Annotated in this window: 25 protein-coding genes; 13 read left to right on the top strand and 12 right to left on the bottom strand. The window is 39.3% G+C overall.

Annotated elements, in window-relative coordinates:
- Positions 1 to 38: 38 nt before the first annotated feature.
- From CVS89_RS04120 to yajC, 11 genes are read right to left on the bottom strand one after another with little or no spacing between them, the layout of a single operon-like run.
- The gene (locus tag CVS89_RS04120) at positions 39 to 707 is read right to left on the bottom strand and encodes an endonuclease III domain-containing protein (protein ID WP_107847773.1); all 669 of its coding nucleotides are present in this window, start codon (positions 705 to 707) and stop codon (positions 39 to 41) included.
- Positions 704 to 1,468 (bottom strand): ATP-binding protein, encoded by a 765-nt coding sequence (locus CVS89_RS04115; RefSeq protein ID WP_107847772.1) that lies wholly within the window; start codon positions 1,466 to 1,468, stop codon positions 704 to 706. Before CVS89_RS04115 ends, CVS89_RS04120 begins: the two co-directional genes overlap by 4 nt.
- Entirely contained in the window at positions 1,465 to 4,410 is a 2,946-nt protein-coding gene (gene mfd / locus CVS89_RS04110; protein WP_107847771.1) for a transcription-repair coupling factor, read from the bottom strand. Before mfd ends, CVS89_RS04115 begins: the two co-directional genes overlap by 4 nt.
- Entirely contained in the window at positions 4,391 to 5,593 is a 1,203-nt protein-coding gene (locus CVS89_RS04105) for a Mur ligase family protein (protein ID WP_103650635.1), read from the bottom strand. The genes mfd and CVS89_RS04105 overlap by 20 nt, the downstream gene beginning before the upstream one ends.
- Positions 5,590 to 7,164, bottom strand: coding sequence for a GGDEF domain-containing protein (locus CVS89_RS04100; RefSeq protein WP_107847770.1), 1,575 nt, complete (start codon positions 7,162 to 7,164; stop codon positions 5,590 to 5,592). Before CVS89_RS04100 ends, CVS89_RS04105 begins: the two co-directional genes overlap by 4 nt.
- Positions 7,145 to 7,684, bottom strand: coding sequence for an LPS assembly lipoprotein LptE (gene lptE / locus CVS89_RS04095; RefSeq protein ID WP_107847769.1), 540 nt, complete (start codon positions 7,682 to 7,684; stop codon positions 7,145 to 7,147). Before lptE ends, CVS89_RS04100 begins: the two co-directional genes overlap by 20 nt.
- A gap of 3 nt (positions 7,685 to 7,687) precedes the next feature.
- Complete coding sequence (gene leuS / locus CVS89_RS04090; RefSeq protein ID WP_107847768.1) at positions 7,688 to 10,153, bottom strand: leucine--tRNA ligase; 2,466 nt, start codon at positions 10,151 to 10,153, stop codon at positions 7,688 to 7,690.
- A gap of 8 nt (positions 10,154 to 10,161) precedes the next feature.
- The gene (locus tag CVS89_RS04085) at positions 10,162 to 10,500 is read right to left on the bottom strand and encodes a DUF6394 family protein (protein WP_002942000.1); all 339 of its coding nucleotides are present in this window, start codon (positions 10,498 to 10,500) and stop codon (positions 10,162 to 10,164) included.
- Between the two features lie 9 nt (positions 10,501 to 10,509).
- Positions 10,510 to 11,481 carry a protein translocase subunit SecF gene (gene secF / locus CVS89_RS04080; protein ID WP_021092267.1) on the bottom strand — a complete coding sequence of 324 codons (972 nt, stop codon included), beginning with the start codon at positions 11,479 to 11,481 and terminating at the stop codon, positions 10,510 to 10,512.
- A gap of 2 nt (positions 11,482 to 11,483) precedes the next feature.
- Positions 11,484 to 13,064 (bottom strand): protein translocase subunit SecD, encoded by a 1,581-nt coding sequence (gene secD, locus CVS89_RS04075; RefSeq protein WP_107847767.1) that lies wholly within the window; start codon positions 13,062 to 13,064, stop codon positions 11,484 to 11,486.
- Positions 13,064 to 13,336 carry a preprotein translocase subunit YajC gene (gene yajC, locus CVS89_RS04070; RefSeq protein WP_002941849.1) on the bottom strand — a complete coding sequence of 91 codons (273 nt, stop codon included), beginning with the start codon at positions 13,334 to 13,336 and terminating at the stop codon, positions 13,064 to 13,066. The genes secD and yajC overlap by 1 nt, the downstream gene beginning before the upstream one ends.
- On the opposite strand from yajC, the gene CVS89_RS04065 reads away from it, so the two are divergent.
- Positions 13,312 to 14,604, top strand: a complete 1,293-nt coding sequence (locus tag CVS89_RS04065; RefSeq protein WP_196376821.1) for an apolipoprotein N-acyltransferase — start codon at positions 13,312 to 13,314, stop codon at positions 14,602 to 14,604. The two genes, yajC and CVS89_RS04065, sit on opposite strands and share 25 nt — an antisense overlap.
- A gap of 42 nt (positions 14,605 to 14,646) precedes the next feature.
- Here CVS89_RS04065 and metK read toward each other — a convergent pair whose 3' ends face one another.
- Positions 14,647 to 15,852 carry a methionine adenosyltransferase gene (gene metK / locus CVS89_RS04060; RefSeq protein ID WP_021084435.1) on the bottom strand — a complete coding sequence of 402 codons (1,206 nt, stop codon included), beginning with the start codon at positions 15,850 to 15,852 and terminating at the stop codon, positions 14,647 to 14,649.
- 138 nt (positions 15,853 to 15,990) lie between these two features.
- On the opposite strand from metK, the gene sstT reads away from it, so the two are divergent.
- The 12 genes from sstT to fliE all read left to right on the top strand — a co-directional run bounded on the left by sstT (position 15,991) and on the right by fliE (position 25,893).
- Positions 15,991 to 17,358: a serine/threonine transporter SstT gene (sstT, locus tag CVS89_RS04055; RefSeq protein ID WP_430393989.1), complete on the top strand. Its 1,368-nt coding sequence runs from the start codon at positions 15,991 to 15,993 to the stop codon at positions 17,356 to 17,358.
- Between the two features lie 88 nt (positions 17,359 to 17,446).
- The gene (locus tag CVS89_RS04050; RefSeq protein WP_107847765.1) at positions 17,447 to 19,168 is read left to right on the top strand and encodes a M3 family oligoendopeptidase; all 1,722 of its coding nucleotides are present in this window, start codon (positions 17,447 to 17,449) and stop codon (positions 19,166 to 19,168) included.
- Position 19,169: 1 nt separating this feature from the next.
- Complete coding sequence (locus CVS89_RS04045) at positions 19,170 to 19,619, top strand: hypothetical protein (RefSeq protein ID WP_021084337.1); 450 nt, start codon at positions 19,170 to 19,172, stop codon at positions 19,617 to 19,619.
- Positions 19,620 to 19,670: 51 nt separating this feature from the next.
- Entirely contained in the window at positions 19,671 to 21,740 is a 2,070-nt protein-coding gene (locus tag CVS89_RS04040) for an ATP-dependent helicase (protein ID WP_107847764.1), read from the top strand.
- Positions 21,737 to 22,558, top strand: coding sequence for a tRNA pseudouridine(55) synthase TruB (truB, locus tag CVS89_RS04035; protein WP_107847763.1), 822 nt, complete (start codon positions 21,737 to 21,739; stop codon positions 22,556 to 22,558). The genes CVS89_RS04040 and truB overlap by 4 nt, the downstream gene beginning before the upstream one ends.
- A complete protein-coding gene (gene csrA / locus CVS89_RS04030) occupies positions 22,552 to 22,782 on the top strand; it encodes a carbon storage regulator CsrA (RefSeq protein WP_002941828.1) in 231 nt (76 codons plus the stop codon). The genes truB and csrA overlap by 7 nt, the downstream gene beginning before the upstream one ends.
- Entirely contained in the window at positions 22,779 to 23,522 is a 744-nt protein-coding gene (locus tag CVS89_RS04025; RefSeq protein ID WP_107847762.1) for a 4-(cytidine 5'-diphospho)-2-C-methyl-D-erythritol kinase, read from the top strand. The genes csrA and CVS89_RS04025 overlap by 4 nt, the downstream gene beginning before the upstream one ends.
- Positions 23,523 to 23,536: 14 nt before the next feature.
- Positions 23,537 to 23,989 carry an SsrA-binding protein SmpB gene (smpB, locus tag CVS89_RS04020; RefSeq protein WP_035170093.1) on the top strand — a complete coding sequence of 151 codons (453 nt, stop codon included), beginning with the start codon at positions 23,537 to 23,539 and terminating at the stop codon, positions 23,987 to 23,989.
- Between the two features lie 8 nt (positions 23,990 to 23,997).
- A complete protein-coding gene (locus tag CVS89_RS04015; RefSeq protein WP_107847761.1) occupies positions 23,998 to 24,594 on the top strand; it encodes a thioredoxin in 597 nt (198 codons plus the stop codon).
- Between the two features lie 62 nt (positions 24,595 to 24,656).
- Entirely contained in the window at positions 24,657 to 25,091 is a 435-nt protein-coding gene (gene flgB, locus CVS89_RS04010; protein ID WP_107847760.1) for a flagellar basal body rod protein FlgB, read from the top strand.
- An 8-nt stretch (positions 25,092 to 25,099) separates the two neighbouring features.
- Positions 25,100 to 25,600 carry a flagellar basal body rod protein FlgC gene (gene flgC / locus CVS89_RS04005; protein WP_009294076.1) on the top strand — a complete coding sequence of 167 codons (501 nt, stop codon included), beginning with the start codon at positions 25,100 to 25,102 and terminating at the stop codon, positions 25,598 to 25,600.
- Entirely contained in the window at positions 25,600 to 25,893 is a 294-nt protein-coding gene (gene fliE, locus CVS89_RS04000; protein WP_107847759.1) for a flagellar hook-basal body complex protein FliE, read from the top strand. Before flgC ends, fliE begins: the two co-directional genes overlap by 1 nt.
- Positions 25,894 to 25,900 lie beyond the last annotated feature (7 nt).

The raw sequence follows: 25,900 nt of genomic DNA, 5'->3' as shown, positions 1-25,900 counted from the left end.
AAAAAGTCCTAATTTGCGCTAAATTTAAAATAAAATTTTTAATTTTTAATGTTATCAAGCACCTCTTGTCCGCTTTGGCTTAAAATTTTACCTTTGAAATTCTCTTTGCAAAACTCCAAAATGAGTGCATGATAGAGCTTTAAAACCTCAGTTTCGTCAAATTTCTCGCTATCAAGAAATTTATAAATTTCATCATAATCAAGCGAGCTAAACCACTCAGCAGCCTCGTCGTAGCTCTCAAAAATGTAGTCAAAATATGCCATTATCCTAAGCGCATAAGCATCAACGACCATGTAAGGCTTGCCGCAAGCGTAAGCAAGTATCGCATCACAAGTCTCAGCGCCAACGCCTTTTACGTTTATGAGCCACTCACGGCTAGCGTTTTCTTTAAAATTATCAAAGCTCTCAAATTCATTTTTTATAGCTAGGCAAAGCGTCTTTAGCCGTTTTGCCTTTGTGTTGTAAAAGCCGCTTGGCTTTATGAGTGTGGCAAGCTCGCTGTTTTCAAGCGTGCAAATGCCTTGCAGGCTATCTTTGCTGGCATTTTTTAGATTATCTAGCGCTTTTTCAACGTTTCTCCAGTTGGTATTTTGCACTAAAATAGCACCCAAAACAACCTCAAAAGTGCCCTCACCTGGCCATTTTAGCTCGTCAAAATTTCTACTTTTGTGATTTAGTAGGGCTAAAAACAGATCAGTTGATCTCATTTTAAATTTTCTTTAAAAGTTAGATAAAACTGCTTTGCTGTCCTGCCACTTCTGCTAGCTCTTAGGGTGGCGAAATTTTTAGCAAGTGTGTGAAGCTCGTCTTTGTTGCCAGTGTAGTCTTTAAAGTAAAAATCAACCATTTTTAGGTACTCGTCGTAGTTGCCTTGATAAAAACTGATCCAAAGACCAAAGCGGTCCGAGAGCGAAATTTTCTCCTGAGCTGCGTCGCTATAGTGGATTTCTCCGTCTATTAGCTCTGAGTTTTCATTTTCGCTTTTAAACTCGCTTATTAGATGCCTGCGGTTTGAAGTGGCGTATAAAAGGACGTTTTTTGGCGGTTTTTGGATAGAGCCATCCATGATAGGCTTTAGAAATTTATACTCATTGCTACCATTTTCAAAGCTTAGATCGTCGCAGAAAATGATAAATTTAAACTCGCTCTTTCTGATCTCATCGATGATGTCGCCAAGGTATTTTAGATCCTCGCAGCCGATCTCAATGATACGAAGTCCCTCTTTATAAAATTTAGTAAAAACAGCCCTTACAAGGCTTGACTTGCCGCATCCTCTCTCACCCCAAAGAAGCACGTGATTTGCCTCGTCGCCAGCTATAAAATTTCTAGTATTTTTTAGCAAAATTTCTTTTTGTTTTTCAAGCCCATAAAGTGAGTCGATATCGACAAAATCGATATCCTCAACTGGCTTTAACATCCCTTTTGTACTCTTATAAATCGCTGCGTACTTCACACCCCAATCTATCATTTCTTATCCTTTCTTAGATAGACCAAAATTTCAGCCAAAACATCGTCATCGTCCTTGCTACGTGACTTTAGCCTGATCTTCTCGTCATCATTTTTTGTTATTAGTATGTTTTGCTCGCTATTTGAGATCGTCTTTATGCCAGCTTTTAGAGCTAAAATTTTGATGATGATAAGGTCTAAAAACTGCTTTGTAAATGTATCTATCTTGCCAAATCTATCCTCAAGCTCGCTTTGTATCTCATAGACTTCAGCGACCTCTTTGCACTTGCTAAGGCGCCTGTAAATTTCAAGCCTTAGCCTATCTTCTCTTATAAATTCTTGATTTAAAAAGGCACTCACACTAAGCTTTAGATCGATCTTGTCAAGCTTTGCGGAGTCTTGATTAAGAAGCTTATTTATCTCATCTTCTAGCATCTTTAGATATAGCGAGTAGCCGATAGCCTCGATGTGACCGCTTTGCGCCTCGCCGATGATGTTGCCACCACCTCTTATCTCAAGATCGTGATAAGCTAGCACTGAGCCAGCACCCAAAAATGAGTTGCCTTCAAGTGCGACAAGTCGTTTTAGAGCGTCTTTGCTAATGGCATCTTTATCTTCTACCAAGAAGTAGCAATAAGCCTGCTTGTCGCTTCTGCCAACTCGCCCGCGCAGCTGGTGCAGGTCAGCCATACCAAATTTATTAGCATTTTCTACGATTATAGTGTTTGCATTTGGCAAGTGGATGCCGCTTTCAACGATGCTAGTGCAAAGTAGCAAGTCATACTCGCCCCGCTCAAATTTCATCATCTCATCTTCAGCGACTTTTGCATTTACTTTTGAGTGAAGTATCAAAATTCTAAGCTTTGGCAAAATTTTTCTTAGCTCATTTGCCGTCTGCTCGATGTCTGCGATGTGGTTGTGGATGTAAAAGGTCTGCCCTCCGCGTCTTAGCTCACGCATGATAGCCTCTTTGACGACCTTTTCGTCCCACTCTCTCACGCTTGTTCTCACATCCAGCCTCGAACTTGGTGGAGTGGCTAAAATGCTATATGTTTTTATCTTGCTAAGCGCCATATTTAGGCTTCTTGGTATCGGCGTGGCGCTCATACTTAAGATGTGTGAGTGCTGAGAAATTTCTTTTAGCTGCTCTTTTTGCTTAACGCCAAATTTATGCTCTTCATCAACCACTATAAGCCCTAAATTTTCAGCCTTTACGCCAAGAAGCGCATGCGTACCCACGCAAACTATGGGCTCATTTTCTTTTAGCGCTTTTTGCAGGCTTGATTTCTCTTTGGCACTTGAGAAGCGATCCAGCCTAAAGACCTTTATGCCAAATTTGCTAAATCTCTGGCTTAGTGTCTTGTAGTGCTGCGAGCTAAGAAGCGTCGTTGGCACGAAGAAAAATGCGCTAAAGCCTGATTTTATGCAGGTAAATATGGCATTCATCGCAACTTCAGTCTTGCCAAAGCCAACATCTCCGCTAAGCAGCCTATCCATCACCCTGCCGCTTTTTAGCTCATCTTTTATATCATTTACCGCCTTTTGCTGATCACTCGTGTATGAAAAGCCAGCGTCTTGGACGAAATTTAGATAAGAGATATCCTCTTTTTGCAAAATTTTACCAGCGATTAGCTCCCTTTTTGCCGCCATCGCTACGATCTTTGAAGCGATGGCAAAGAGTTTTTCTCTAACCTTCTCTTTTATCTTGGCAAAATTTGCCTTGCCTAAGCGATCAAGCACCGCCATAGAGCCATTTTGAGCGATGTAGCGATCTATCAAATTTAGATGCTCAACCGGCAAAAGAAGCTTGTCGTCATTTTGGTAGGCAATAACCACAAATTCCTTCGTCGCACCCAAAACCTTGATCTTTTCAAGCCCCAAAAATCTGCCTATACCATAATCTTCATGCACGACGTAGTCATTTACCTTTAGCTCATCGACCACTAGGCTTGAGCGCTTAACTCGCCTTTTTTTCTCAAATTTATTTAAAGAGACTACTATCTTGTCACTTGAGGTTAAATTTACTACAAGGGGCGAAATTTCAAGCTTTACGTTGGCAAAGCCATCAAGCTCATAACCCTTAAAAAGCCCTTCATTTCTTGAAAGAACGGTTATGCTTTTGCTCTTATTTAGCTCAAAAAAGTCAAAATTTAAAGTAACTTCTAAGTCTTTATAGACCTTTGGCTCAGGCAAAATTTCAATGCCCTTAAATTTCTCCTCAGGCACATCATAAATTTCAAAATCGATCTTTTTAACAAGCTTTGAGTCAAATTCTTTCAAGTAGTCGCTAAAGCTATCTATCGCCCAAAATCCAAGCGAATTTAGATCACTCACCAAGGCATCGCTTTGCATATCCTCGATCTTTTGGCTAACTTTTTCAAACTCATCTTTGCTCAAATTTGCGATAAATGGCATGATCTCGGCTTCGCTTAGCTCATTTTTGTTGCTAATTTGCGTAGCGGTGTTGTAGTTTCTGATGCTCTCCACCTCATCGCCAAAGAGCAAAATTCTAACAGGATCGTCCATATTTACGCCATAAATGTCGATCACTTCGCCGCGAATGCTAAACTCGCCAACGCTCTCAACGATATCGACGCACTCGTAGCCAAATCGTATGAGCAAGTCGGCAAATTCGCTTAAATTTAGATTATCTTTTAGCTTGATCGTTGAGCTTTCTAGGTTTTTTTGCGTTGGAAGTGGGTTTAAAAGCGTGCTAAATGGGCTTATGATGATCTTTTTGCCATCAAATTTATAGTATTTGCTAAGAACGGATGAAATTTCAAAGAGCTCTTCGTTAAAACTTCTTAGATCATCGCCCTTTTTAGCTCTAAAATCAGGTAGTTTAAATGCGCTAAAGCCAGCAAAACTGGCCGCGTCAGCGCAGAGTGCCGCCTCTTTGTCATCTTCGCAGATGAGAATTTGTGGGGCGTGTGTTAAAAGATACTCATAGACCTTTGCTTGCATAGTACTCTTTTAAAAAGGCTTCGACCAGGTGAAACGAGCCAAATGCTAGGTAAATTTTGCCGTTTTTTGCCTCTTTTATATCGTTCATATCGCTTGACTCAAACTCCCTATGCGAAATTTCAAGCTCATTTAGTGCTTTGTTTATGAGCTCTCCGCCAAGCTCCCTGCCCTCGCAGTGGTAGTGATAAAGTAGCACGTCCTCAATGGCTGGCTTTAGAGCTGCTAAAACTGCCTTAAAGTCTTTATCTAAAAACGAGTTATAAATTAGTGTTAGCTTCTTACCGCCAAACTCTTTTGAACTAAATTTCTTAGCCACAGCATTTGCACCAAGCTCGTTGTGACCGACATCAACGTATAAATTTGAAGCGATCTTTTCGCATCTACCACGAAGCGATAAAGCGCCAAGCTTTTTGATATCTATGCTACTATCTAAAATTTTAGCTGCGGCGTAGGCTAGAGTTAAATTTGAGCGCAAAAACTCTGGTAGATTAAATTTATCTGCGTAGTTTGCGATCTCGTTTAAATTTTCTTTGGTTAAAATTTCTCTTGGAAAGCTCAGAGTTGCACCTTTTTCACTTGCGATCTCTTTTGCGATAGCCACACTTATCTCATTCATCTCATCATTTAAGATAGCTCTTTTGCCCATGGCTTCAAATTTCGTGCGTGAAATTTCTTCTAAGCTGTTGCCTAATATCGCCGTGTGATCAAAACCGATCGGAGTAAAGATACTTAGCTCTTTTTCAAAGACATTTGTCGCATCCAGCACGCCACCCATGCCAGCCTCGCAGACAAAGTAGTCACAACCCTCAAAAAGCACCGCAGAAAGCAGCGTCATATACTCAAAATAGCTCGTTTTTATCTTGTACTCATCACTCAAAAGAGCTTGTAAGCGCTCGTGAGCCACCTCTAAAATTTCATCGCTAGCGACCTCGCCATTTAGCCAAAATCGCTCGTTAAATTTAAATATATGTGGGCTCGTGTAGTGGCCTGCTTTTGCGCCCCTTTGGCTTAAAATTTGCGCTAAAAAGCGGCCTGTGCTACCTTTGCCATTTGTGCCGATGATGTGGATTATCTTAAAAGGCTTTAGATGGCCTTTGATCGTATCATAAGCCCTTATGATCCTACCATAGTCGATCTCTTTGTAGTAAAGTGGCTTGCCATCAAGAAATTTCGCTAGGCTCATTTTTCCTCGATTATCTTTGGCATGACTTGGTTTCTGCCGCCCTCTTTTGAAAGATAGAGCATCTTATCAGCACCCTCAAGCGTCATCGTGTCACTTAAATTTGCACTTCTTGTCGCCACACCAGAGCTAATGGTAACTTTGATGCGCTCGTTTTTATAGATAAATTTGAAATTTTCGATCATGCTTCTTAGCTTCTCGCCAAATCTCACGCCATCTTTTAAGCTCGTGCTTGGTAGCAAAATGACAAATTCCTCGCCACCATATCTACCGACAAAATCAACTTTTCTAGCATTTTTCTTAAGCACCTGAGCCACGGCTGAAAGGATCACGTCGCCAGCTTCGTGTCCGTAGGTGTCGTTTATCTTTTTAAAGAAATCAATATCAACAAAGCAGATCGAATAGTCCGTGCCGTAACGTTTATAAGCCTCTTCGATACGCTGAATTTCACTCATCAAAGCTCTTTTTGTAGCCACTTTTGTTAAAAAGTCCTCTTTGCTCTCAAGCTTAGCAGCTTCAAGCTCTTTTTCTAGGCTAATAACCTTGTTTTGAAGCTCAGAAATGGTCGCTTGCTTACTATTCATCTCAAGACCAAGCTCCTTGCTCTCGATCTCCAAGGCACCTGCGATCTCGATAAGCATGCTCTTTACATGATCGATGCTATTTGCATTTAAATTTACATTTTTAAGATCATTTTTGATGCTTTGCACCTTAGCGGAGCTACTTTGAGAGCTAGCTGCGATATCTGAAATCCTATCGCCTATGCTTTGCAAGATGTTGTTTAATGAGCCAACCTTTTCGATGATCTCGGTTCTATCTTCTTCGATCCTGCGATCAACAAAACCTTTTATCTTATCTTGAAATTCTTTGCTATTTAGGCTTTGTGGATTTTGTTTCAAAACGCTTCTAATGTTGCTAAGCTCTTCACCAAGCTCCTTTGTGATAGAAGGCTCAAGCGCAAAATTTAAAAGCTCTACTAGAGCGTTTTCTTCTGCATTTTCATTTTTTTGAGATAAGAATTTCTCAAGCTCAGCGCTCATAGTCTTTAGATCGTCAAAGTCTCTCACGCCATAATATTTCAAAAAGTCCAAAAATTCAGTATCGTAAGAGCTTACAAAATCAAACCATTTAAGGCACATCTCTTCAAGATTTTTCTCATCATATCTTCTAGCAAGTAGCTGCATGCCCTGCTCTGCTAGAGCTTTTGCATCTTTGTTGTGAAGCATAGAGATGGCTTGGAGGATTCTTCTTGCAAAGGCATTTAGTGACTTTAACTTTTTATCATCAACCACTTGGGCTGTGCCATTTTTAGCACCATGAGAGAGCCTAGCTGTCATAAAAGCTACAAACTCATCAACCGTTTTTATATGAAGGCTTATAGCTTGCGCTTTATAGTCATCACCAAGCCTTGAGATATATTTTTCTATCTTTTTGCTCTCTTCAGTTGTAAAGCCATATTTTTTAGAAATTTCATTATAAACTTCGGTGTAATTTTCTGGCGTTAGCATCAAATGGCGATCTTTTATCTCGCTCAAGGCTTCCTTGACTATTTGACTAACGGTTACTGCTGCCATTTTTATATCCTTTTACAGCTAAATTTGCGATGTACTCATCAAACGCCTCTTTTGAAGCCTCTTTTATAGCTTCATACTTTTGAGTATCGCTAATGATACTATCTGCGTATCTTACGCTCTTTTGACGTCTTGCCACACTAAAATCATACTCGCCAGTAGCAGGTATATCTACGACATGGCCATCTTTAAATTTGGTTTTATAGTTTAGAGTTAAAAGAGCTTTATAAGATGTGATATAGCCGTATTCATCATAGATGATCGCCTCGTAATTTAAGCTTTTTACCGAAACTATTATCGAAGTATCAGCGCTATCTTTGCTTGATAGTGATTTATGCAGCCTTGCGACCATACCCTCTTTTACTGCATCTTTTATCCAGACACTATTTTTTGGCTCTTCTTTGCTGATGATAACATCAACATAAACTCTATCTCCAACCAAATCCTGCGAGATCTTTGAAACTGGTTTATAGCCACATCCGCAGATAAATATAGCAATAAAAAACGCTAAAAAATATCTCAAAATTTATCCTTTAATGACAAAATTTACTAATTTGCCTTTTATATAAATCTCTTTTAAAATTTCTTTTCCTTCAAGCCATTTAGCCACATTTTGCTTAGCTTGTTTTAAAATTTCACTCTCACTCTCACTCGCTGCTACTTCAAACTCAGCCCTTTTCTTGCCATTTACTGTAACTGCAAGAGCGATGCTATCTTTTACAAATACCTCTTCTTTCACAGCTATCTTTGTGAAATTTTTTCTGCCAAAAAGCTCTTCGCTAAGCTCATTTGCGATATGCGGCACGATAGGCTCTAGTAAATTTAAGATGATGAAAAAGCCCTCAGCATTTACGTCGTCATTATCCTGCGCATTTATAGCGTTTAGTGCCTCCATACAAGCAGCGATTAAAGTGTTAAAAGCAAATGTATCGCCAAAAACCTCGGTTGATTTTTTAAGTGCTTCATAAATTTTAAGCCTTGCAAATTTCTCATCTTTATTTAAGCTTTCGTGATCTATCTCAGGCAATTTATCTATCTTTTTGATAGTTTGCGCCTTCTCCCAAAGCCTATTTAAAAACCTAAATGCACCCTCAACTGCGCTGTCGTTCCACTCAAGCTCTTTTTGAGGAGGAGCAGCAAAAAGGATAAAAAGCCTTGCCGTATCGGCGCCGTATCTATTTATGATATCATCAGGATCTACGACATTGCCCTTACTTTTACTCATCTTTTTGCCATCTTTTAAGACCATGCCTTGAGTTAGTAAATTTTCAAACGGCTCATCGTCTCTTAGATAGCCAAGGTCTCTTAAGACCTTTTGGAAAAATCTAGCATACAAAAGGTGCAAGATCGCATGCTCGATACCGCCGATGTACTGATCTACATTCATCCAATAATTCACACTTTTTTCATCAAGCGCTTTTTGCTCCCAACTCTTCTCATCGCTTGCAAATCTAGCAAAATACCAGCTACTCTCTACGAATGTATCCATCGTATCAGTCTCTCTGATCGCGTCTTTGCCGCATTTTGGACACTTTGTAAATTTCCAAGTTGGATGTTTATCCAAAGGGTTGCCCTCGCCTGTGATCTTGACATCTTCAGGCAGTGCGATAGGTAAATTTTCCTCTTTTTCTGGCACTACGCCGCAGCATTTGCAGTGCACGACTGGTATCGGAGCACCCCAGTATCTTTGGCGGGAGATTCCCCAGTCTCTTAGTTTGTAGTTTGTGATCCTTTTGCCAAGACCATCTTTTTCAAATTTCTCTATTATAAAGCTTTTGGCATCCTCTGAGCTAAGGCCATTTATAAGCTCAGAATTTATAGCAACTCCGTATTCTGAGTACGCTTTAGAGTCGTCACTCTCACCCTCAAGCGGCTTTACAACTGGTTTTATAGGTAGATTAAATTTACTTGCAAACTCGAAGTCTCTTTGATCATGAGCAGGAACAGCCATGATAGCGCCACTGCCATAGTCAGCTAGGATGAAATTTGCAACCCAAACTGGGATCTTTTCATTTGTAAGTGGATGAACGATGTAAATTCCTAAAAATTCTCCATCTTTATCGCTTGCTTGACGCTCTCTTGGGCTTTGATTAAGTATTGTTTTTATCTTTGTTTTTTTGCTTTCATCAAATTTATCACTTTCAAGAAGAGCTTTTACAATAGGATGCTCTGGTGCAAGAGCTGTGTAGCTAACGCCATAAATCGTATCAGGTCTTGTAGTAAATACCTCAAAGCCATCAAATTTACCACCTAAAGTCTCTTTTGAAGCCTCATCAAGGTTAAATTTAAACTCTAGGCCGTAGCTTCTGCCGATCCAGTTTTCTTGCATTGTGATGACTTGATTTGGCCATTTGCCTTCAAGAAGTTTTAGATCTTCAAGTAGTTCGCTAGCGTATTTTGTGATATTGAAGTAGTATCCTGGAAGCTCTTTTTGCACAACATCATTACCGCATCTCCAGCATTTACCGTCTTCAACCTGCTCGTTTGCAAGCACAGTTTGATCGTATTCACACCAATTTACGATGGCATTTTTTCTATAAACAAGCCCTTTTTCAAACATCTTTATAAAAAAGCTTTGCTCCCACTTTGTGTAAAGCGGGTCAGATGTAGCTAAAATTCTCTTTTTAGAGAATGAAAAGCCAAGGCTTGCAAGCTCCTTTTTCATATAGTCGATGTTTTCGTAAGTCCAAATTTTAGGGTGAATTTTATGTTTTATGGCTGCGTTTTCAGCTGGCATACCAAAGCTATCAAATCCGATAGGATGAAGCACGTTGTAGCCGCTTTTTCTATATGATCTAGCCAGCGCATCGCCGATAGAGTAGTTTCTCACATGCCCCATATGTATGCGTCCGCTTGGATATGGAAACATACTTAGGATATATTTTTTTGGCAAGCTTAGATCGTCTTTTGGTTCAAATTCTTCATTTTTATCCCAAATTTCTTGCCACTTTTTTTCTATCTTTAAAGGCTCATATTTTCTCTTCTCAGCCATTTTTTCTCCTAAAATTCTTCTTGTGATTTGCTTGATTCTATTAGTACCAAGGCTAGTGAAAATATATTTGCAATGACTGCGCCAATAGCTAAAGAGTAGCTAAGCGTTGCATTTTCAGATACTTGCAAAATAACAAAAGCTGGTATAAGGTGTAAATCAGCAACCAGCGAGCTAGCAAAAAGCTCAGCTGAAAGTAAATTTTTAACACCGATCTTAAGTAAAGTTGAAACCAAATTTATACTAGCTGCCACAAAAAGGGCGATCTCGTTTTTATCATATAAAAACTCCGCCGTAGTCGTAAGACTCATCAGCGCAAAAAATATGTAGATAACTTTTCCCCAGTTCATTATCCCTCCTTACACAACGCCTTTTTCAAACATAGCACGCTCTTTATCACGCTCTTTTTTGATCCTTTGCTTCTCAGCTTCTCTAGCTCTAAAATGCTCGATGCTAAATTTAAACCAGATAAGAAATGGCGATGAGATGTAGATCGAGCTGATCGTTCCTATAACGATACCAACGATAAGGATAAATGAAAATCCATGTATCATATCTCCACCGAATAAAAACAACACAACAACAGTCATCATCGTAGTGGCTGAAGTCAGGATAGTTCTTGAAAGTGTGGCTGAGACTGACTCGTTGATAACGCCCTCGATATCAGTTCTCTTACTCTCTTTTATGCCTTCTCTGATCCTATCAAAAATGATGATAGTATCGTTGAGCGAGTAGCCAAGCACCGTTAATACAGCCGCCAGCGTGTCCAAATTTACATCAATGTCAAATAGTGAAATAGCACCAACAGTTATAACGATATCGTGAATTTCAGTTGCGATCGCAGCAAGCGCAAATCTCCACTCAAATCTAAATGTGATATAAAGAAGCACGCCAATTAGTGAAATTCCAAGAGCCATCAAGCCCTTTTGCCTAAGCTCGTCACCAACCTTTGGACCAACGATATCAACACGTCTTACTTCAAAATTTCCAGTATCTTTTAAAATTTGCTTTATCTCAGTGCCGATGTCACCAGTTAAATTTGAACTTGATCCTGAAAATCTAATAACAGCCTCATCTTCGCTTCCAAACTCAGTAACAGAGGCGTTTTTAAGCACTTCATTTGTGCCAAAAGCGTCGCGAATTTTATCAAGTGGCGCTTTGGTGTCGTATTTTAACTGGATAAGCGTACCGCCAGAGAAGTCGATGCCGTAGTTTAGACCCTTTGTTGCAAGCAAAAAGATCGAACCAACAAATAAAAATATAGAAAGTGCCAATGAAGCAAATCTAAACCGCATAAAATCATAAACTTTTGCCTTAGTAAAAATTTGCATATCTAGCTCCTTTTATAACCAAACCAAAGTCTGGTATTTCCGCTTTTTTCTATCTTATCCATGACTGCATCAAACATGCCATGTGTGCCTAAAATGGCCGTTAGCATCGAAGCCATGATACCTATCGCCATTGTCACAGCAAAGCCTTTAACTGGGCCAGTACCATAAGCATAAAGCACTGCAACTGTGATAATAGTAGTTAAGTTTGAGTCGATGATCGCACTCATAGCGTGTTCATAGCCCTTTTGCACGGCCGTTCTTATCGCCACGCCTTCACGTAAAAGCTCACGTATACGCTCATTTATGATGACGTTTGCATCAACCGCCATACCGATAGTTAGCACGATACCAGCCATACCAGGCAAGGTAAGCGTCGCTCCAAAAAGCGCCATGACGGCTACTAATATAACAACGTCTGCAACTAACGCGATATTTGCAAAAATTCCAGAAATTCCATAATAAACTAGCATAAATAGCACTACTAAAATAGATCCAGCAGCAAGAGCTACCATGCTTTGGTTTATACTCTCTTGGCCTAGAGATGGACCAACACTTCTTTTTTCTAGCATCTTAACAGGTGCTAAAAGTGCGCCACTTCTAAGCGCGATCGCTACGTCGTGAGCCTCGTCAAGTGTAAAGCCACCGCTGATCTGACCGCTGCCGCCACCTATTCTTTCATTTATAACTGGAGCTGAATAGACCTTACCATCAAGCACGATAGCAAGCCTTTTGCCGACATTTGCACCAGTAAAATCACCAAAAATTCTAGCACCTTCTGAATTTAGTGTGAAATTTATGATCGGTAAGTTATTTTGCTGAGAAAATGCGACCTTTGCGTCAGTTAGCATCGAGCCATCAAGCACAGGGATATTTTTAACGACGTATTTTACGCGGTCATTTTTAGCATCTTTAAAGATCACGTCACCATAGCTTTCGGCCTCGGCCTCGCTCATGGTATTAGCTTGATCTTGTCTTTTATCATCAACTGCCATAAGCTGCAAGTGAGCAGCCTTTGCGATAAGATCTCTCGCCCTTTGCTCGTCTTCTTCAGTCTTTATGCCAGGAAGCTCGACTAGGATATTATCTTTGCCTTGTCTAGCGACTGTTGGTTCAGCTAGGCCAAACTGATCAAGCCTATTTCTAATAGTCTCAACAGCTTGTGAGATCGCATACTCGATCGTATCAAGCCTCTCTTGCTCTGTAAGAGTGATATGATAGTTTAGACCATCTTTTTTGATATCAAGCCCTTTTATCTCAGCCAAAGCCTTATCAACCTTTGGAGCCTCGTCACTATCAAGTAGCGCAAAATCAACACTATCTTCTTTTATCTTAAATTTATCAATGAGCACATCTTCTTTTTTGGCATAATAATTTATGCTTCCAGCGATTGACTTGATCTTAGAGTGGATGGCTTCGTTAGTTTCAACACCAAGAAGCATATGAAGACCACCTTGAAGGTCAAGTCCTAGCGAAATTTTAGCTCCGCTTTGAGTCTGAAAAAAAGATGGCACCGAAAAGCCAAAACCAAAAACTAAGGCCAATAGTAGAATAATCAGCCTATATGTAACTCTTGCGTTACGCATTATTTATCTTCGATCTTTTTAGCTACAAACTCACGTGCTATACGAACGATTACATCATCGTTAAGTTTAACTTTGATAAAATCATTTTCGGCTTTAATCACTTCGCATATAAGTCCGCCATTAGTTACTATCTTATCGCCTTTGTCAAGAGCTGCAAGCATTGCTGCGTGAGCTTTTTGTTGTTTTTGTTGAGGTCTGATAACCAAAAAGTAAAATATGGCGAAAAGCACAACAAGAGGTAGTAATGATGTTAAAAAATCAGCGTTTTGCATGGATTTCCTTATTTGTAAGATTTTTAAACGGACATTTTAGCACTAAAATTATAATAAAAGCCTTTGTCGGTGCTTTTTTGCTTTCTAATTTCATTTTTTTAGCTATGGCTGAAAATCAAATTTTAAATTTCATCTCACCTTTTCTCACGCTAGCTGGAATTTTCGTCATCATAAATTTAAGCAGAGCTGGCTTTTTTGCGGCTGGATTTTTCACTGGAATTTTGTGGTTTTACTGGATCGGCTTTAGCTTTATCTACTACGAACTAGTCTGGCTTATACCATTTGTCATCCTCTTTATAGCCCTTGTTTATGGGCTTTTATTTTGGATAGCCTCTTTTCCAAGCTTTGTAGCACTAAGAGCCGTTTTACTATTTTTAATAAGCTACGTGCATCCATTTGGTTTTAACTGGTTTAACCTTGAGGCAACGCTTGTTTTAGGGGCTTTTGAGCCAAATACTAGAGGGCTTATATTTATATTTTTAACGGCTATTTCTTTGAGTTTAAAAGGCAAAATTTTTAAATTTATCCTAGCTTTTATCTGCCTGATCGCCGCTTTGCAGTTTAAAAGTAGCGAGGCAAAAACTCTGCCATTTGACGTGGAGCTAGTAAATACCGATGTCGCTCAAAGAGTGCGCTGGGATAAAAGCTTGCGTATGAAATTTACAAATGAAAATTTAGACCTCATCAATAGTGCTATCGCCGAGCAAAAACGCCTCATCGTGCTGCCCGAGAGCGCATTTCCATTATTTATGACAAACGAGCCACTGCTTGTTGATGAGCTAAAAGAGCTTTCAAAAAAGATAACCATCGTAGCTGGCGCACTTGCCTATGAAAATAAGCAAATTTATAACTCTGCATTTTTGTTTCAAGATGGCACTCTAAGGCGAATGGATAAGAAATTTTTAGTGCCATTTGGAGAAGAAATTCCTCTGCCAAAATTTATGCAAGATGCCGTAAATAAGCTATTTTTTGGCGGAGCTAGTGACTTTAAAAAAGCTGAAAATTTTAGTGACTATGAGATAGACAGAGTTAAGATCAGAAACGCCATCTGCTACGAGGCAACAAGAGAGGAGCTTTATAAGGGCGAATTTGACGTGGTCGTTGCTATCACAAACAACGGCTGGTTTGTGCCAAGTAGCGAGCCTGTGCTTCAAAGAGTACTTATAAAACACCTTGTTACAAAGTATAATAAAGCAGTCTATCACAGCGTAAATGGTTCAAAAAGTGAGATCATAAAGCCTAAAAAAGCGTTTTGGGATGAGTTTTAAAAGAAATTTTAAAGTGGCTTTTAGATAAAGCCACTTTTTTGATTATTTTTTTAGTAAAGCCTTGAAAGTATCAACCGCATCAAGCTTTTCCCAAGGGTATTTTGCATTTCCCACTTGACCTTTTGCAGCTACTTTTGCATATAAAAATGTCTCTTTACTTGGTTTATCAAGACCAAATTTATTTGTTATCCAGCGAGGTGTTAGAGAAAAATGCTCGCTTACAAAATTTGAAAGCATATCGTCATTTACGCCGTTTGCGTGAGTTCCCATAGTATCAACACTAACTGAAGTTGGCTTTGCAACGCCTATTGCATAGCTTATCTGAACGATACATTTTTTAGCAAGGCCAGCTGCGACTATGTTTTTAGCTATCCAGCGCGCTGCGTAAAGTCCGCTGCGATCAACCTTTGTGTAGTCCTTACTTGACTGAGCGCCGCCACCTATTGGGCTATATCCGCCAAAGCTATCGACGATTAGTTTTCTGCCTGTTAGGCCACTATCGTGAAGTGAGCTGTGATTTACATATCTGCCTGTTGGATTTATATAGATGATCGTTTTTTCTTTATTATATAGCTCTTTTGGAAGGCCAGTTTCGTCTATTAAATTTTGTATTAGTGCGCGAAGCTCTTCTATCTTCATGCTCTCCACGCAAGGAGCAGATACGACGATAGTGTGGATGCTTTGAGGTTTGCAGTTTTCAAAGTTGTCTTTACTGCCGTAATCAATCGTAACTTGAGTTTTTATATCAACACCAAGTTTATCAGGGTTTGCTTTGGCAAATTTATATACTTTTTCACAAAGCATTCTTGCGTAAGTTATAGCTGCTGGCATAAATTCTTTCGCCTCGCAACTTGCAAAGCCAAACATGATGCCTTGATCACCTGCTCCGATCTCGCCGTCACTTTGATCAACGCCTTGATTTATATCTGGACTTTGTTGATTTAAGCAAACTTTGACCTCGATATCGTCTGGATGCAAGCACTGCTCTTTTGTAAAGTTGCTCTTTCCGTCATATCCAATATGCGCAAGAGCGTCTTTTACGATCTTTTCATAGTCTTTATAAGAGAGTTTTACCTTTGAGTTTATCTCTCCACCTATTACTATATTTTTTCCAGCTACAAAAACTTCGCTTGCGACGCGTCCATTTGGATCTTGCGTTAAGATAGTATCAACAATACTATCAGCAATAATATCAGCGCATTTATCTGGATGACCTGGACTTACAACTTCAGAAGTAAATAGATACATTTTCGTCCTTTTCCTTGGTTAAATTTTCGTGCAATTGTAACAAATCTATATAAAAAGCGAATTAATCTTTTTAAATTTCTTTATATTTAAAAATCATTTAGCTAGAATCAACAAAAAACTAATTTATTAAGGTGTCAAATGAATATGTTTAAAAACATTGCAAGAAGATACGCCGATGGAAATTTGATCGTTCAAATTTTAGTTGGTATCATCCTAGGTGCCCTAGTTGGCTTTTACACACATTATCAAGCAACCCCTTACAACCAAATCTCAGCTAAAATTCAAACCATCCAAAAAGAGAGTGGCTTAAGCGTAGATGAAGTCATAAAAACTCGCCTTAGCCAAGATGAAGCAAAACAGCTTGATGAGGCCAAAGAAAAGGCTAGTTCGGCTGATTCTATCGCTGCTTCAGTCTCAGTTTTAGGAGATTTGTTTAAAGGCGCTTTAAAAGCGATCGCACCTATTCTTGTTTTTGTCCTAGTTGCAACCTCTATCATTTTAAAAGATTTTGGTCATACAAAAGGCATGCAAAAGATCATCACACTCTATCTTGTGGGCACATTTTTAGCAGCTGTTGTGGCGGTTATTGCAAGCTTTTTATTTCCTATCGAGATACCGCTAAAAGGTCTGCAAAGCGCTGATATGTCAGCACCTCAAGGCATCACAAATGTGCTAAAAGACCTTATCTATAAAATGGTCGAAAATCCGATAACCGCTCTAGCAAACGGAAACTATATAGGCATCATCACTTGGGCGATAGGTGGTGGTATCGCTATGAGATATGCTACACCTGAGACCAAAAAAGTATTTAAAGATATAAGCGACGGCGTAACTCATATCGTTAAATTTATAATTAGACTAGCTCCGTTTGGTATCTTTGGTATGGTTGCTATCAGCATTCATGATACTGGATTTGAGGCACTTGCAGGATATCTAAAACTGATCTTAGTTCTTGTTGGAGCGATGCTTGTTGTGGCATTTATCGTCTATCCAGCGATGGTTTTTGCACTAACTAAGAAAAATCCTTATCCACTTGTTATGATCTGCCTAAAAGAGAGCGCGATCTCAGCGTTTTTTACAAGAAGTTCAGCTGCAAACATCCCAGTAAATATGGCGCTTTGCAAAAAGCTTGGACTAAAAGAGGAGCTCTACTCGATCTCTATCCCACTAGGAGCCACCATAAACATGGGCGGTGCGGCAGTTACTATTAGTATCTTAGCGCTTACTGCGGTAAATTCTATCCCATCTATCACAGTTACATTTGGCGATGCACTACTTCTATGCTTCATCTCAGCCCTTGGCGCATGCGGCGCATCTGGCGTGGCTGGCGGCTCACTGCTTCTAGTGCCATTAGCGTGCGGACTTTTTGGTATCGGCAATGACATCGCTATGCAATTTGTAACAGTTGGCTTTACGATAGGCGTCATCCAAGATTCAGTTGAAACTGCGTTAAATAGCTCATCAGACGTGCTTTTTACAGCCGTAGCCTCAGAGACTTCAGAATAATCCTCAGTAAAATTTCAGCTAAATTTTGGCTGAAATTTTACTTTTATCCATTTTTTTGTAAAATGTCCCAAAAATTTAAAGGATAAATATGCAAATTTGGGATCTAAAAGCACTTTTTGCAAACGAAAAAGAGTGCGAGCAAAACGCACTAAATTTACAAAAAGAGTGCGAGAAATTTAAAGATAAATACCTTGAAATTTATGAAAATTTAAAAACAGACGAGTTTTTAAAAGCATTTGGCGAATATGAAAGCTTGATAGCTAAAATTTCAAAAGTAATGACTTATGCTTTTTTAAATTTTGCCAAAGATACAAGCAAGGGCGCATTTTACGCAAAGATCGATGAGATAGCGACAAAAGCAAATGAAAATTTGATATTTTTTGAGATCAAATTTAATGAATTTAGCCCTAAAAAACAAGAAGAGATCATCAAAAGCTCTAAAAAATATGGCTACTATCTAAGCAACCTCGCCAAAGCAAAACCGCACCAGCTAAGCGTTGCAGAAGAGAGAGTGCTACTTCGCACAGCAAGCACTGGAGCTGAGGGCTTTTCAAGGCTTTTTGATGAGAGCATGAGCAAGATGAGGTTTAAATTTAAAGGCGAGCTTTTAAATGAAGAAGAGATTTTAGCCAAGCTTCATGAGAGCGACCAAAGCGTGCGAAAACTGGCTGCTAAAAGCCTTTCAAACGAGCTTAGCAAGCACCAGCACCTTCTTGGCTACATATATAATATGATAAAAACTGATCTAAAAACAAGCTGCGAGCTACGAAATTTCAAGCTTCCTGAAGAGCCAAGACACCTTGAAAATCAAATCACTAAAAAAAGCGTTGATTCGCTCATCGCTGTAACTGAGAAAAATTTCGATTTAGTCTCTAAATTTTACGAGCGAAAAAGAAAGATTTTAGGCCTTAAAAAGCTTTATGATTACGATAGATACGCGCCTCTTAGCAGTGAGGGCGAGTATAAATTTGATGAGTGCAAAAAGATAGTTTTAAAGGCGTTTGGGACATTTTCACCTAAATTTGGAGATATAGCTAAAAGCGCTTTTAGTGACGGCTGGATCGACGTTTATCCAGCGCCAAACAAGCGAGGTGGAGCATTTTCTCACTCAGGATCAAGCGACACACATCCTTATGTTTTGCTAAATCACACAAACCAGCGAAGAGATCTTTTCACGCTAGCCCACGAGCTTGGCCACGCTGTGCATCAAAAGCTCTCTTATAATGTAAGCTACCTAAACTCAGACACCCCACTAACCACGGCTGAGACGGCTTCAGTCTTTTGCGAGATGCTAGTTTTTGACCACGTAAAAGATGGCCTTAGCAAAAAAGAGAAAATTTCACTGCTCGCTGGCAAGATCGAGGATATATTTGCCACGCTTTACCGCCAGATAAATTTCACCACCTTTGAAAGGGCTGTGCACGCACACGAGGGCGAGATCAGCCTAGATGAGCTAAATAAAATTTGGCTAAGAGAGAGCAAAAAGATGTTTGGCAAAAGCGTCACACTAAATGACTACTACAAAATTTGGTGGAGCTACATCCCGCACTTCATCCACACGCCATTTTACTGCTACGCCTACTCTTACGCGCAGCTTCTTGTGCTTGCACTTTTTGGGCTTTACAAAAGCGGTAAATGCGAAAATTTCGTTGAAATTTACACCGAGTTTTTGAGCCTTGGCGGGAGTCTTAGCCCAAGGGAGCTTGTGGGTAAATTTGGCTTTGACATAGATGATAAAAATTTCTGGCAGATCGGTATAAACGAGGTTATAAAGCTAGTAGATGAGTTTTTAGAAATTTCAAAGGATTAAGATGTTAGACGAAATTTTAGACGATGAGAAATTTGCGCTTTTGATGAAGATGCACGTCTATGAGTGCATTGATTTTTTACTTGAAAAGGGGCTAAATTTCTCAGTTATGGCAAATTTGCCGCTAGTTAGCTTTGAGCCTAGCTTGCCAGATGAGATAAGTGGCAGCTTTAGCATGCCAGTCATTATGTTCTCACTTGGTGGCTACACGCTTGAAAGTGCTAGGCTAACGCAAGATGAGCTAAGTTTTGAGGCTGGCTTTGGTAGTGAGAATTTTGCCTCAGTGGTATCGTTTCCGCTTGGCGCGGTGGTTCAAATTTTGGTTGAAAATAGCCCGATCCTTGTAAATTTCTCCATTTACAAGCCAAAAGAGAAGCAAGTCGATCACGCTAAAAAATCAGCCTCAGTCTTTTTACAAAACCCAAAAAATAAAGATATATTTAAGAAAAAATAGTAATTTTAAGCATTTTTGGCTAAAATCAAAAGAAAATTTAAAAAGCGAAAAATGGAAAATTTACTATCAAATTTAAACGAAGCCCAGCGCGAAGCAGCCACCCACATAGACGGTGCAATGCTCATACTAGCAGGTGCTGGCAGCGGCAAGACAAAGACTATCACGACTAGGCTTGCCTATCTCATCGGCGAGGTCGGCATAGACGCGGCAAACACGCTAACTCTTACTTTTACAAACAAAGCCGCCAACGAGATGCGCAGCAGAGCCATGGCGATGCTAAGCCAAAGTGGCAAAAACTACTCGCCGCTGCTTTGCACATTTCACAAATTTGGACTTTTGTTTTTAAAGCTCTACATAGAAAAGCTTGACAGAAAAAACAACTTCGTAATAATCGACACAGACGATAAAAAACGCATCATCAAAAGCTTTGAAAGTCCAGTCGCTACGGCGATTTTGTCAAGTGAAATTTCAAACTACAAAAACTCACTTTTAAGCGTCGAAGAGGTCTATAAAAATGCAAATTTCTCTTCATTTGACAAAAGCAAGGACAACTTTTATAAGCAAGCAGCGCAAATTTATGAAAAATATGAAGACTATTTAAAGGCAAATAACCTTGTTGATTTTGACGATTTACTAGGACTTACATATAAAATTTTAGATGAAAACGAAGATCTTGCTAGAGAAATTTCAAACCGCTACAAATACATAATGGTCGATGAGTATCAAGACACAAACGATCTTCAGTATAAGCTCCTAAAAAAACTCTGCCTATGCCACGAAAACATCTGCGTGGTGGGCGATGATGACCAAAGTATTTATGGCTGGCGCGGTGCGAAGATCGATAATATCTTAAATTTCAAAGATCAGTTTAGCAACGTAAAGATCATCAGACTTGAGCACAACTACCGCTCGAGCGAGGCGATACTAAAGGCTGCAAACGAGCTGATAGATCATAACCGCAACCGCCTTGGCAAGAAGCTTGTAGGCACAAAGGGCGAAGGCGAAGCTGTAAATTTAATAGAAAGCTTTGATGAGAGCGTCGAGGCTGGCAAGATCGCAAAGAATATAAAAGAGCTTTTAAGCAAAGGCGTGCAGGCAAAAGATATCGCTATCTTATACCGCATAAACGCTCTCTCGCGCTCGCTTGAAGATGGGCTAAACAAAGAGCAGATCGCCTATAAAATGGTAGGTGGCGTTAAATTTTATGAAAGAGCCGAGATCAAAGATATCATAAGCTACCTAAGGCTGATAAACAATCCAAACGATGACTTTTCAATAAGACGCATTATCAACCGCCCAAAACGCGGCCTTGGTAAAGTAAGCCTTGATAAGCTTGAAAAGATGGCATTTGAGGGCAAAATTTCCATTTTCGAGGCGATCTCAAACATCTCTGATAACGATGAAGCCTTTAGTAAAAAGGTAAAATCAGCCCTTCTTGAGTTTGCAAACAACCTAAAAGAGCTTCAAGAAAGCAGCTCAGTTTTTGACCTCATAGATAAATTTGAAGCTAAATTTGGCGTGAAAAAATACTACGAGAGCTTGCCAGATGGTGCTGAAAGAGCGGCGAATATCGACGAGTTTTACGCTGTTTTAAAAGATCAGATCAAGCAAAATCCAAGCTTTGATCTGGAGGAGTTTTTAAACGAGATCACGCTAACAAGCGAGCAAGACGGCATTAGCGACGAGGCTATTAGCATCATGAGCGTGCATGCGAGCAAGGGTCTTGAGTTTGAGCACCTTTTTGTGATCGGCCTTGAAGAGGGATTTTTCCCACTCATTGGCGATGGTAGCGACATCGAAGAGGAGCGCAGGCTCGCTTACGTGGCGATAACAAGGGCCAAAAGGACACTTAGTCTAAGCTTTGCAAATTCTCGCTTTTACAAAGGTCAGCGCACTAGGCTAAATAAGAGTAGATTTTTAAGCGAGAGCGGTATCACGCATGGCTCGCTCGTTATCGAACAGAGCAATGAATTTAAAAAAGGCGACCTTGTTAAACATAAAATTTTTGGTATCGGCAGAGTAAGCGCGGTTAGCAAGATCAAAAAAGAGTTTAAACTGACTATAAATTTTGGTGGCAATGTAAGAGAGATAATGTCAAGCTTCGTGGAAAAGGCCGTATGAACGCCATTTTCGTGGCAAACAAGCCAGCTGGCATGAGCTCAAACCACTTTTTAGGGCGACTAAAGAGAAAATATGGTGTCAAAAAGGCTGGATTTTCGGGCACGCTTGATCCATTTGCGAGTGGCTGTCTGATAGTCGCTTTTGGCTCATATACGAAATTTTTTAGATTTTTAGACAAAAGCCCAAAGGTCTATGAGGCGACGATCTGGCTTGGGGCTAGCAGTCCTAGCATGGATAATGAAAATATCACTGAAATTTTAAATGTAAAAGAGCTAAATTTAGAAAAACTTGAAGCCATAAGAGGCGAGCTAACTGGCAAGATAAGCTATATCCCGCCAAAATTTAGCGCCAAACATGTAAATGGCACAAGAGCTTATAAGCTAGCAAGAAGCGGCGAAGAATTTGAGCTAAAGCCAGAGATAATGGAAATTTATGAGAGTGAAATTTTGAATTATTCACACCCTTTTTTGACACTTCGTTTAAGTGTAAGTGAGGGGAGTTACATCCGCTCTTATGCAGAAATTTTTGGGCAAAAAGTTGGTTATAATGTAACTTTAAGCTCATTAAAGAGGGTAAGCGAGGGTAAATTTCGCTATGAAAATGAAAAATTTTTAAATATTTGCAATTTTTTAAATATTGAGCAAAATACGTATTTTGGGGATATTAATAACATACTTTATGGTAAGAAATTAAAAATTAACGATTTTGAAACACAAACACAAGGAATTTATTTGCTAAATTATGATAAATTTATGAGCGTAATCCAAATCATGGATGATACTATAAATTACACTTTAAACAAGGTAGAAAAATGTTAATCTTAGCAAGAAAAGAAAACGAAGAAATTTTACTAGGTAACGACATAAAAGTCGTCGTAGTAAGTATCTCAAAAAGCACCGTTAAGCTTGGTATCGAAGCCCCGCGCAACACAATGATACTAAGAAGCGAGCTGGCAAACGATATCAAAAACGAAAATATCCACGCCACCAAAAAAGCAAGCGAAGCCGATATCCACGAGCTTGCGAAAAAAATCGAGAAATGAAAAGCTTTGCAAAGATCAACGTATTTTTGAAGGTAGTTGGCACCAGAGGCAACTACCACGAAATTTTGTCACGTTTTGTTCTTTGCGAGCAGCTTTTTGATGAAATTTATTTTGAAAAATCAAATTCTTTTGCTATCGAATGCGACAACAAAGAGATAAAAGAAAACATCATCCAAAAAGCGATGGACGAGCTAAAAAGAGCTGGCTTTTCAAACGAGTTAGATGAGTTTTTTAGCTCTCATAAAATCATCATCAACAAACAAATCCCAATAGGTGCTGGTCTAGGAGGAGGCAGTTCAAACGCTGCCACCTTTTTACTTATGGTAAATGACGAGCTAAATTTAAATATAAAACGCGAAAATTTGATGCAAATAGCCTCCAAAATCGGCGCAGATGTGGCCTTTTTTGTAAGTGGTTACAAGGCAGCAAATGTAAGCGGCATAGGCGAGATCATAGAAGAATTTGACGATGAAGTACCAAATTTAAATATCTTCACGCCAAATGTTTTTTGCTCCACACCGATGGTTTATCAAGAATTTAGAAGCAATTTCTTACAATACATAGACGTTAATGCTGCAAAAAAGATGCAAAATTTAAAGAGCAAAGAGTTACTTGAAATTTATAAAAACGAGGAGCTAAACGATCTTTTTGCCCCATGCTTTAAGCTCTATCCACAGATGAATGAGTTTAGGGATAAATTTCTAAGCGGCAGTGGCAGTAGCGTATTTAGCGTAAAATAAAAGGTAAAATTTTGATAAAAGATCTAGCAAAAAACAAAAAAGCTTTGCACGACTTTAGCATACTTGAGACCTTTGAGGCTGGTATCGTTTTAAAAGGTAGCGAGGTCAAGGCTCTAAGGGCTGGCAGAGCAAATTTAAAAGATAGCTTTGTGCGCGTCATAAAGGGCGAGCTTTTCTTACTAAACGCCCATATTAGCTATCTTGAAACCACACACAGCGCATTTCGTCCAAACGAGCGAGCAGCCAGAAAACTTTTGATGCACAGAAAGCAGATCGATAAAATTTTCGGTCAAGTCTCACAAGATGGGCTTGCTCTAGTTGTTTTAGCACTTTATCTAAGCGATAAAAACATCGTAAAAGCAAGGTTAGCCCTTGCAAAAGGTAAAAATTTACACGATAAGCGCGAGACTTTAAAAAGACGCGAGGCAGACAAAGAGGCAAGAGCTGCCATAAAAAGATATGTTTAAGGGATAAGATGAAGAATTTACTTGTTTTAATAATCGCTTTATTTGCTTTTTTTGGTTGTGGCGAAGATGAGAGCAGCAGTGCAAATTTTAAAGAATTTAGTCCAAATGAAGAGATTAAGCTTGTAGATGTAAGCGGCAAGGAGCTTACTTTAGTTCGAAAAGATCATGGCTTTGCTATCAAAAATGATGAAAATAAGGTTTTAATGATCGACATTTTTGGCACATTTTGCCCACCTTGCCAAAAAGAGGCAGCCGAGCTTACAAAATATCAGCTTGAAAACAAAGATAAATTTACGCTAATCGGACTAACTCACTTTGAAAATGTCACAAATGAGTATGTTTTGCATGAATTTATGCAAAAATTTAATGCCTACTACTTCATAACAAATGATCAAAAGATAAATGACAGGCTTGCCGAGCAAATCGTAAGAGATATCGAATACAAACATGAGATCGCACTGCCTTTTAAAGTGGTAATAAAAAACGGCGAATATCAAATTTTAACAGACGTAGATAGCGGACAATACGGAGTTAAATACTATCTTGGCGGCATAAAAGTCACAAAAATGAAAGAAGATTTGGCAAAAATCTATGAAACAAAATAAATTTGCCTTATATTTGGAACATCATTTGCTTATAAATGTGTGAAATTTTATAAGGACTTTAAATGTTTGTTTTAGATAGATCAAAATCTAGCCCACTCGTCGAATCAGCCCTTGCAGGCAGAGAACTACGCCAAAAGCTCATCTCTGGTAACCTTGCAAATGTTGATACGCCATTTTACAAGGCTAGAGATGTAAGATTTGAAGATGTTTTAAGAGAAAAAGCAAATGAAATTTACAACGTTTCAGAGAGCAAAAAACTAAATTTAGCTAAAACAAACGAAGCACACATGGCTGCGGTTGATTTTCCAAAAAGCGACACAGCTCAAATTTTCTTGCGCGATGGCCACATGGCTAGAAACGATGAAAACACAGTCGATCTTGATGTTGAGACAACAGAAATGGGCAAAAATACAGTTATGATAAACGCCCTTGATAGCGCTTACAAGGCTCAGGGCAATATCTTTAAAAGCGTAATAGACGCAAGTGCTAAGAACTAGGAGAGATGATGTCATACTTAAATGATTTTGATATTAGCGGATACGGACTAAGCGCACAACGCTTCAGGATGAACGTCATCAGCTCAAACATAGCAAACGCTCAAACCACAAGAACGGCTGAGGGCGGTCCTTACAGAAGACAAGAGGTCATCTTTAAAGAGATGAACTTTGATAAAATTTTAAACGATCAGCTTAAAAACTCACAAAGTCTGCTTGAGTATGAAAATCCACTCGATGATCCAAGCTCACCTAAAAACGCTCACCCTGCCCTAACTAGCGTGATCGTAGATAAAGTAGTGCGCGATGACAAGGACTTTCAGCTAAAATACGACCCAAGCCACCCAGACGCAAATGCAAATGGCTACGTCGCATTTCCAAATATAAACCCAGTCATCGAAATGGCTGACTTGCTCGAGGCAACAAGGGCTTATCAAGCAAATGTAGCGTCATTTCAAAACGCAAAAACAATAGCACAAAGTGCGATATCACTCATTTCAGGACAAGCATAATGATAAATAGCATAAATTTAGATAAGTTAAACAAAAACGAAAATTCAAGCAAAATAGCAAAAGCGAGCGAAGAAGGCGGCTTTGAAAACGCACTAAACGACTCTTTAAAAGAGCTAAACAAGGTTCAAATAAACGCCGATAAAGCCATAGCTGATCTTGCAACTGGCGAGGTAAAAGACCTGCACCAAGCAGCTATCGCGATAGGCAAGGCAGAGACTAGCATGAAGCTTATGCTAGAAATTCGCAACAAAGCGCTAAGCGCATACAAAGAAATTTCAAGAACGCAAATTTAAGCCATTG

Source organism: Campylobacter concisus (assembly GCF_003048615.2).
GTDB lineage: Bacteria > Campylobacterota > Campylobacteria > Campylobacterales > Campylobacteraceae > Campylobacter_A > Campylobacter_A concisus_C.
This window is presented reverse-complemented; position numbering and strand designations above follow the sequence as displayed.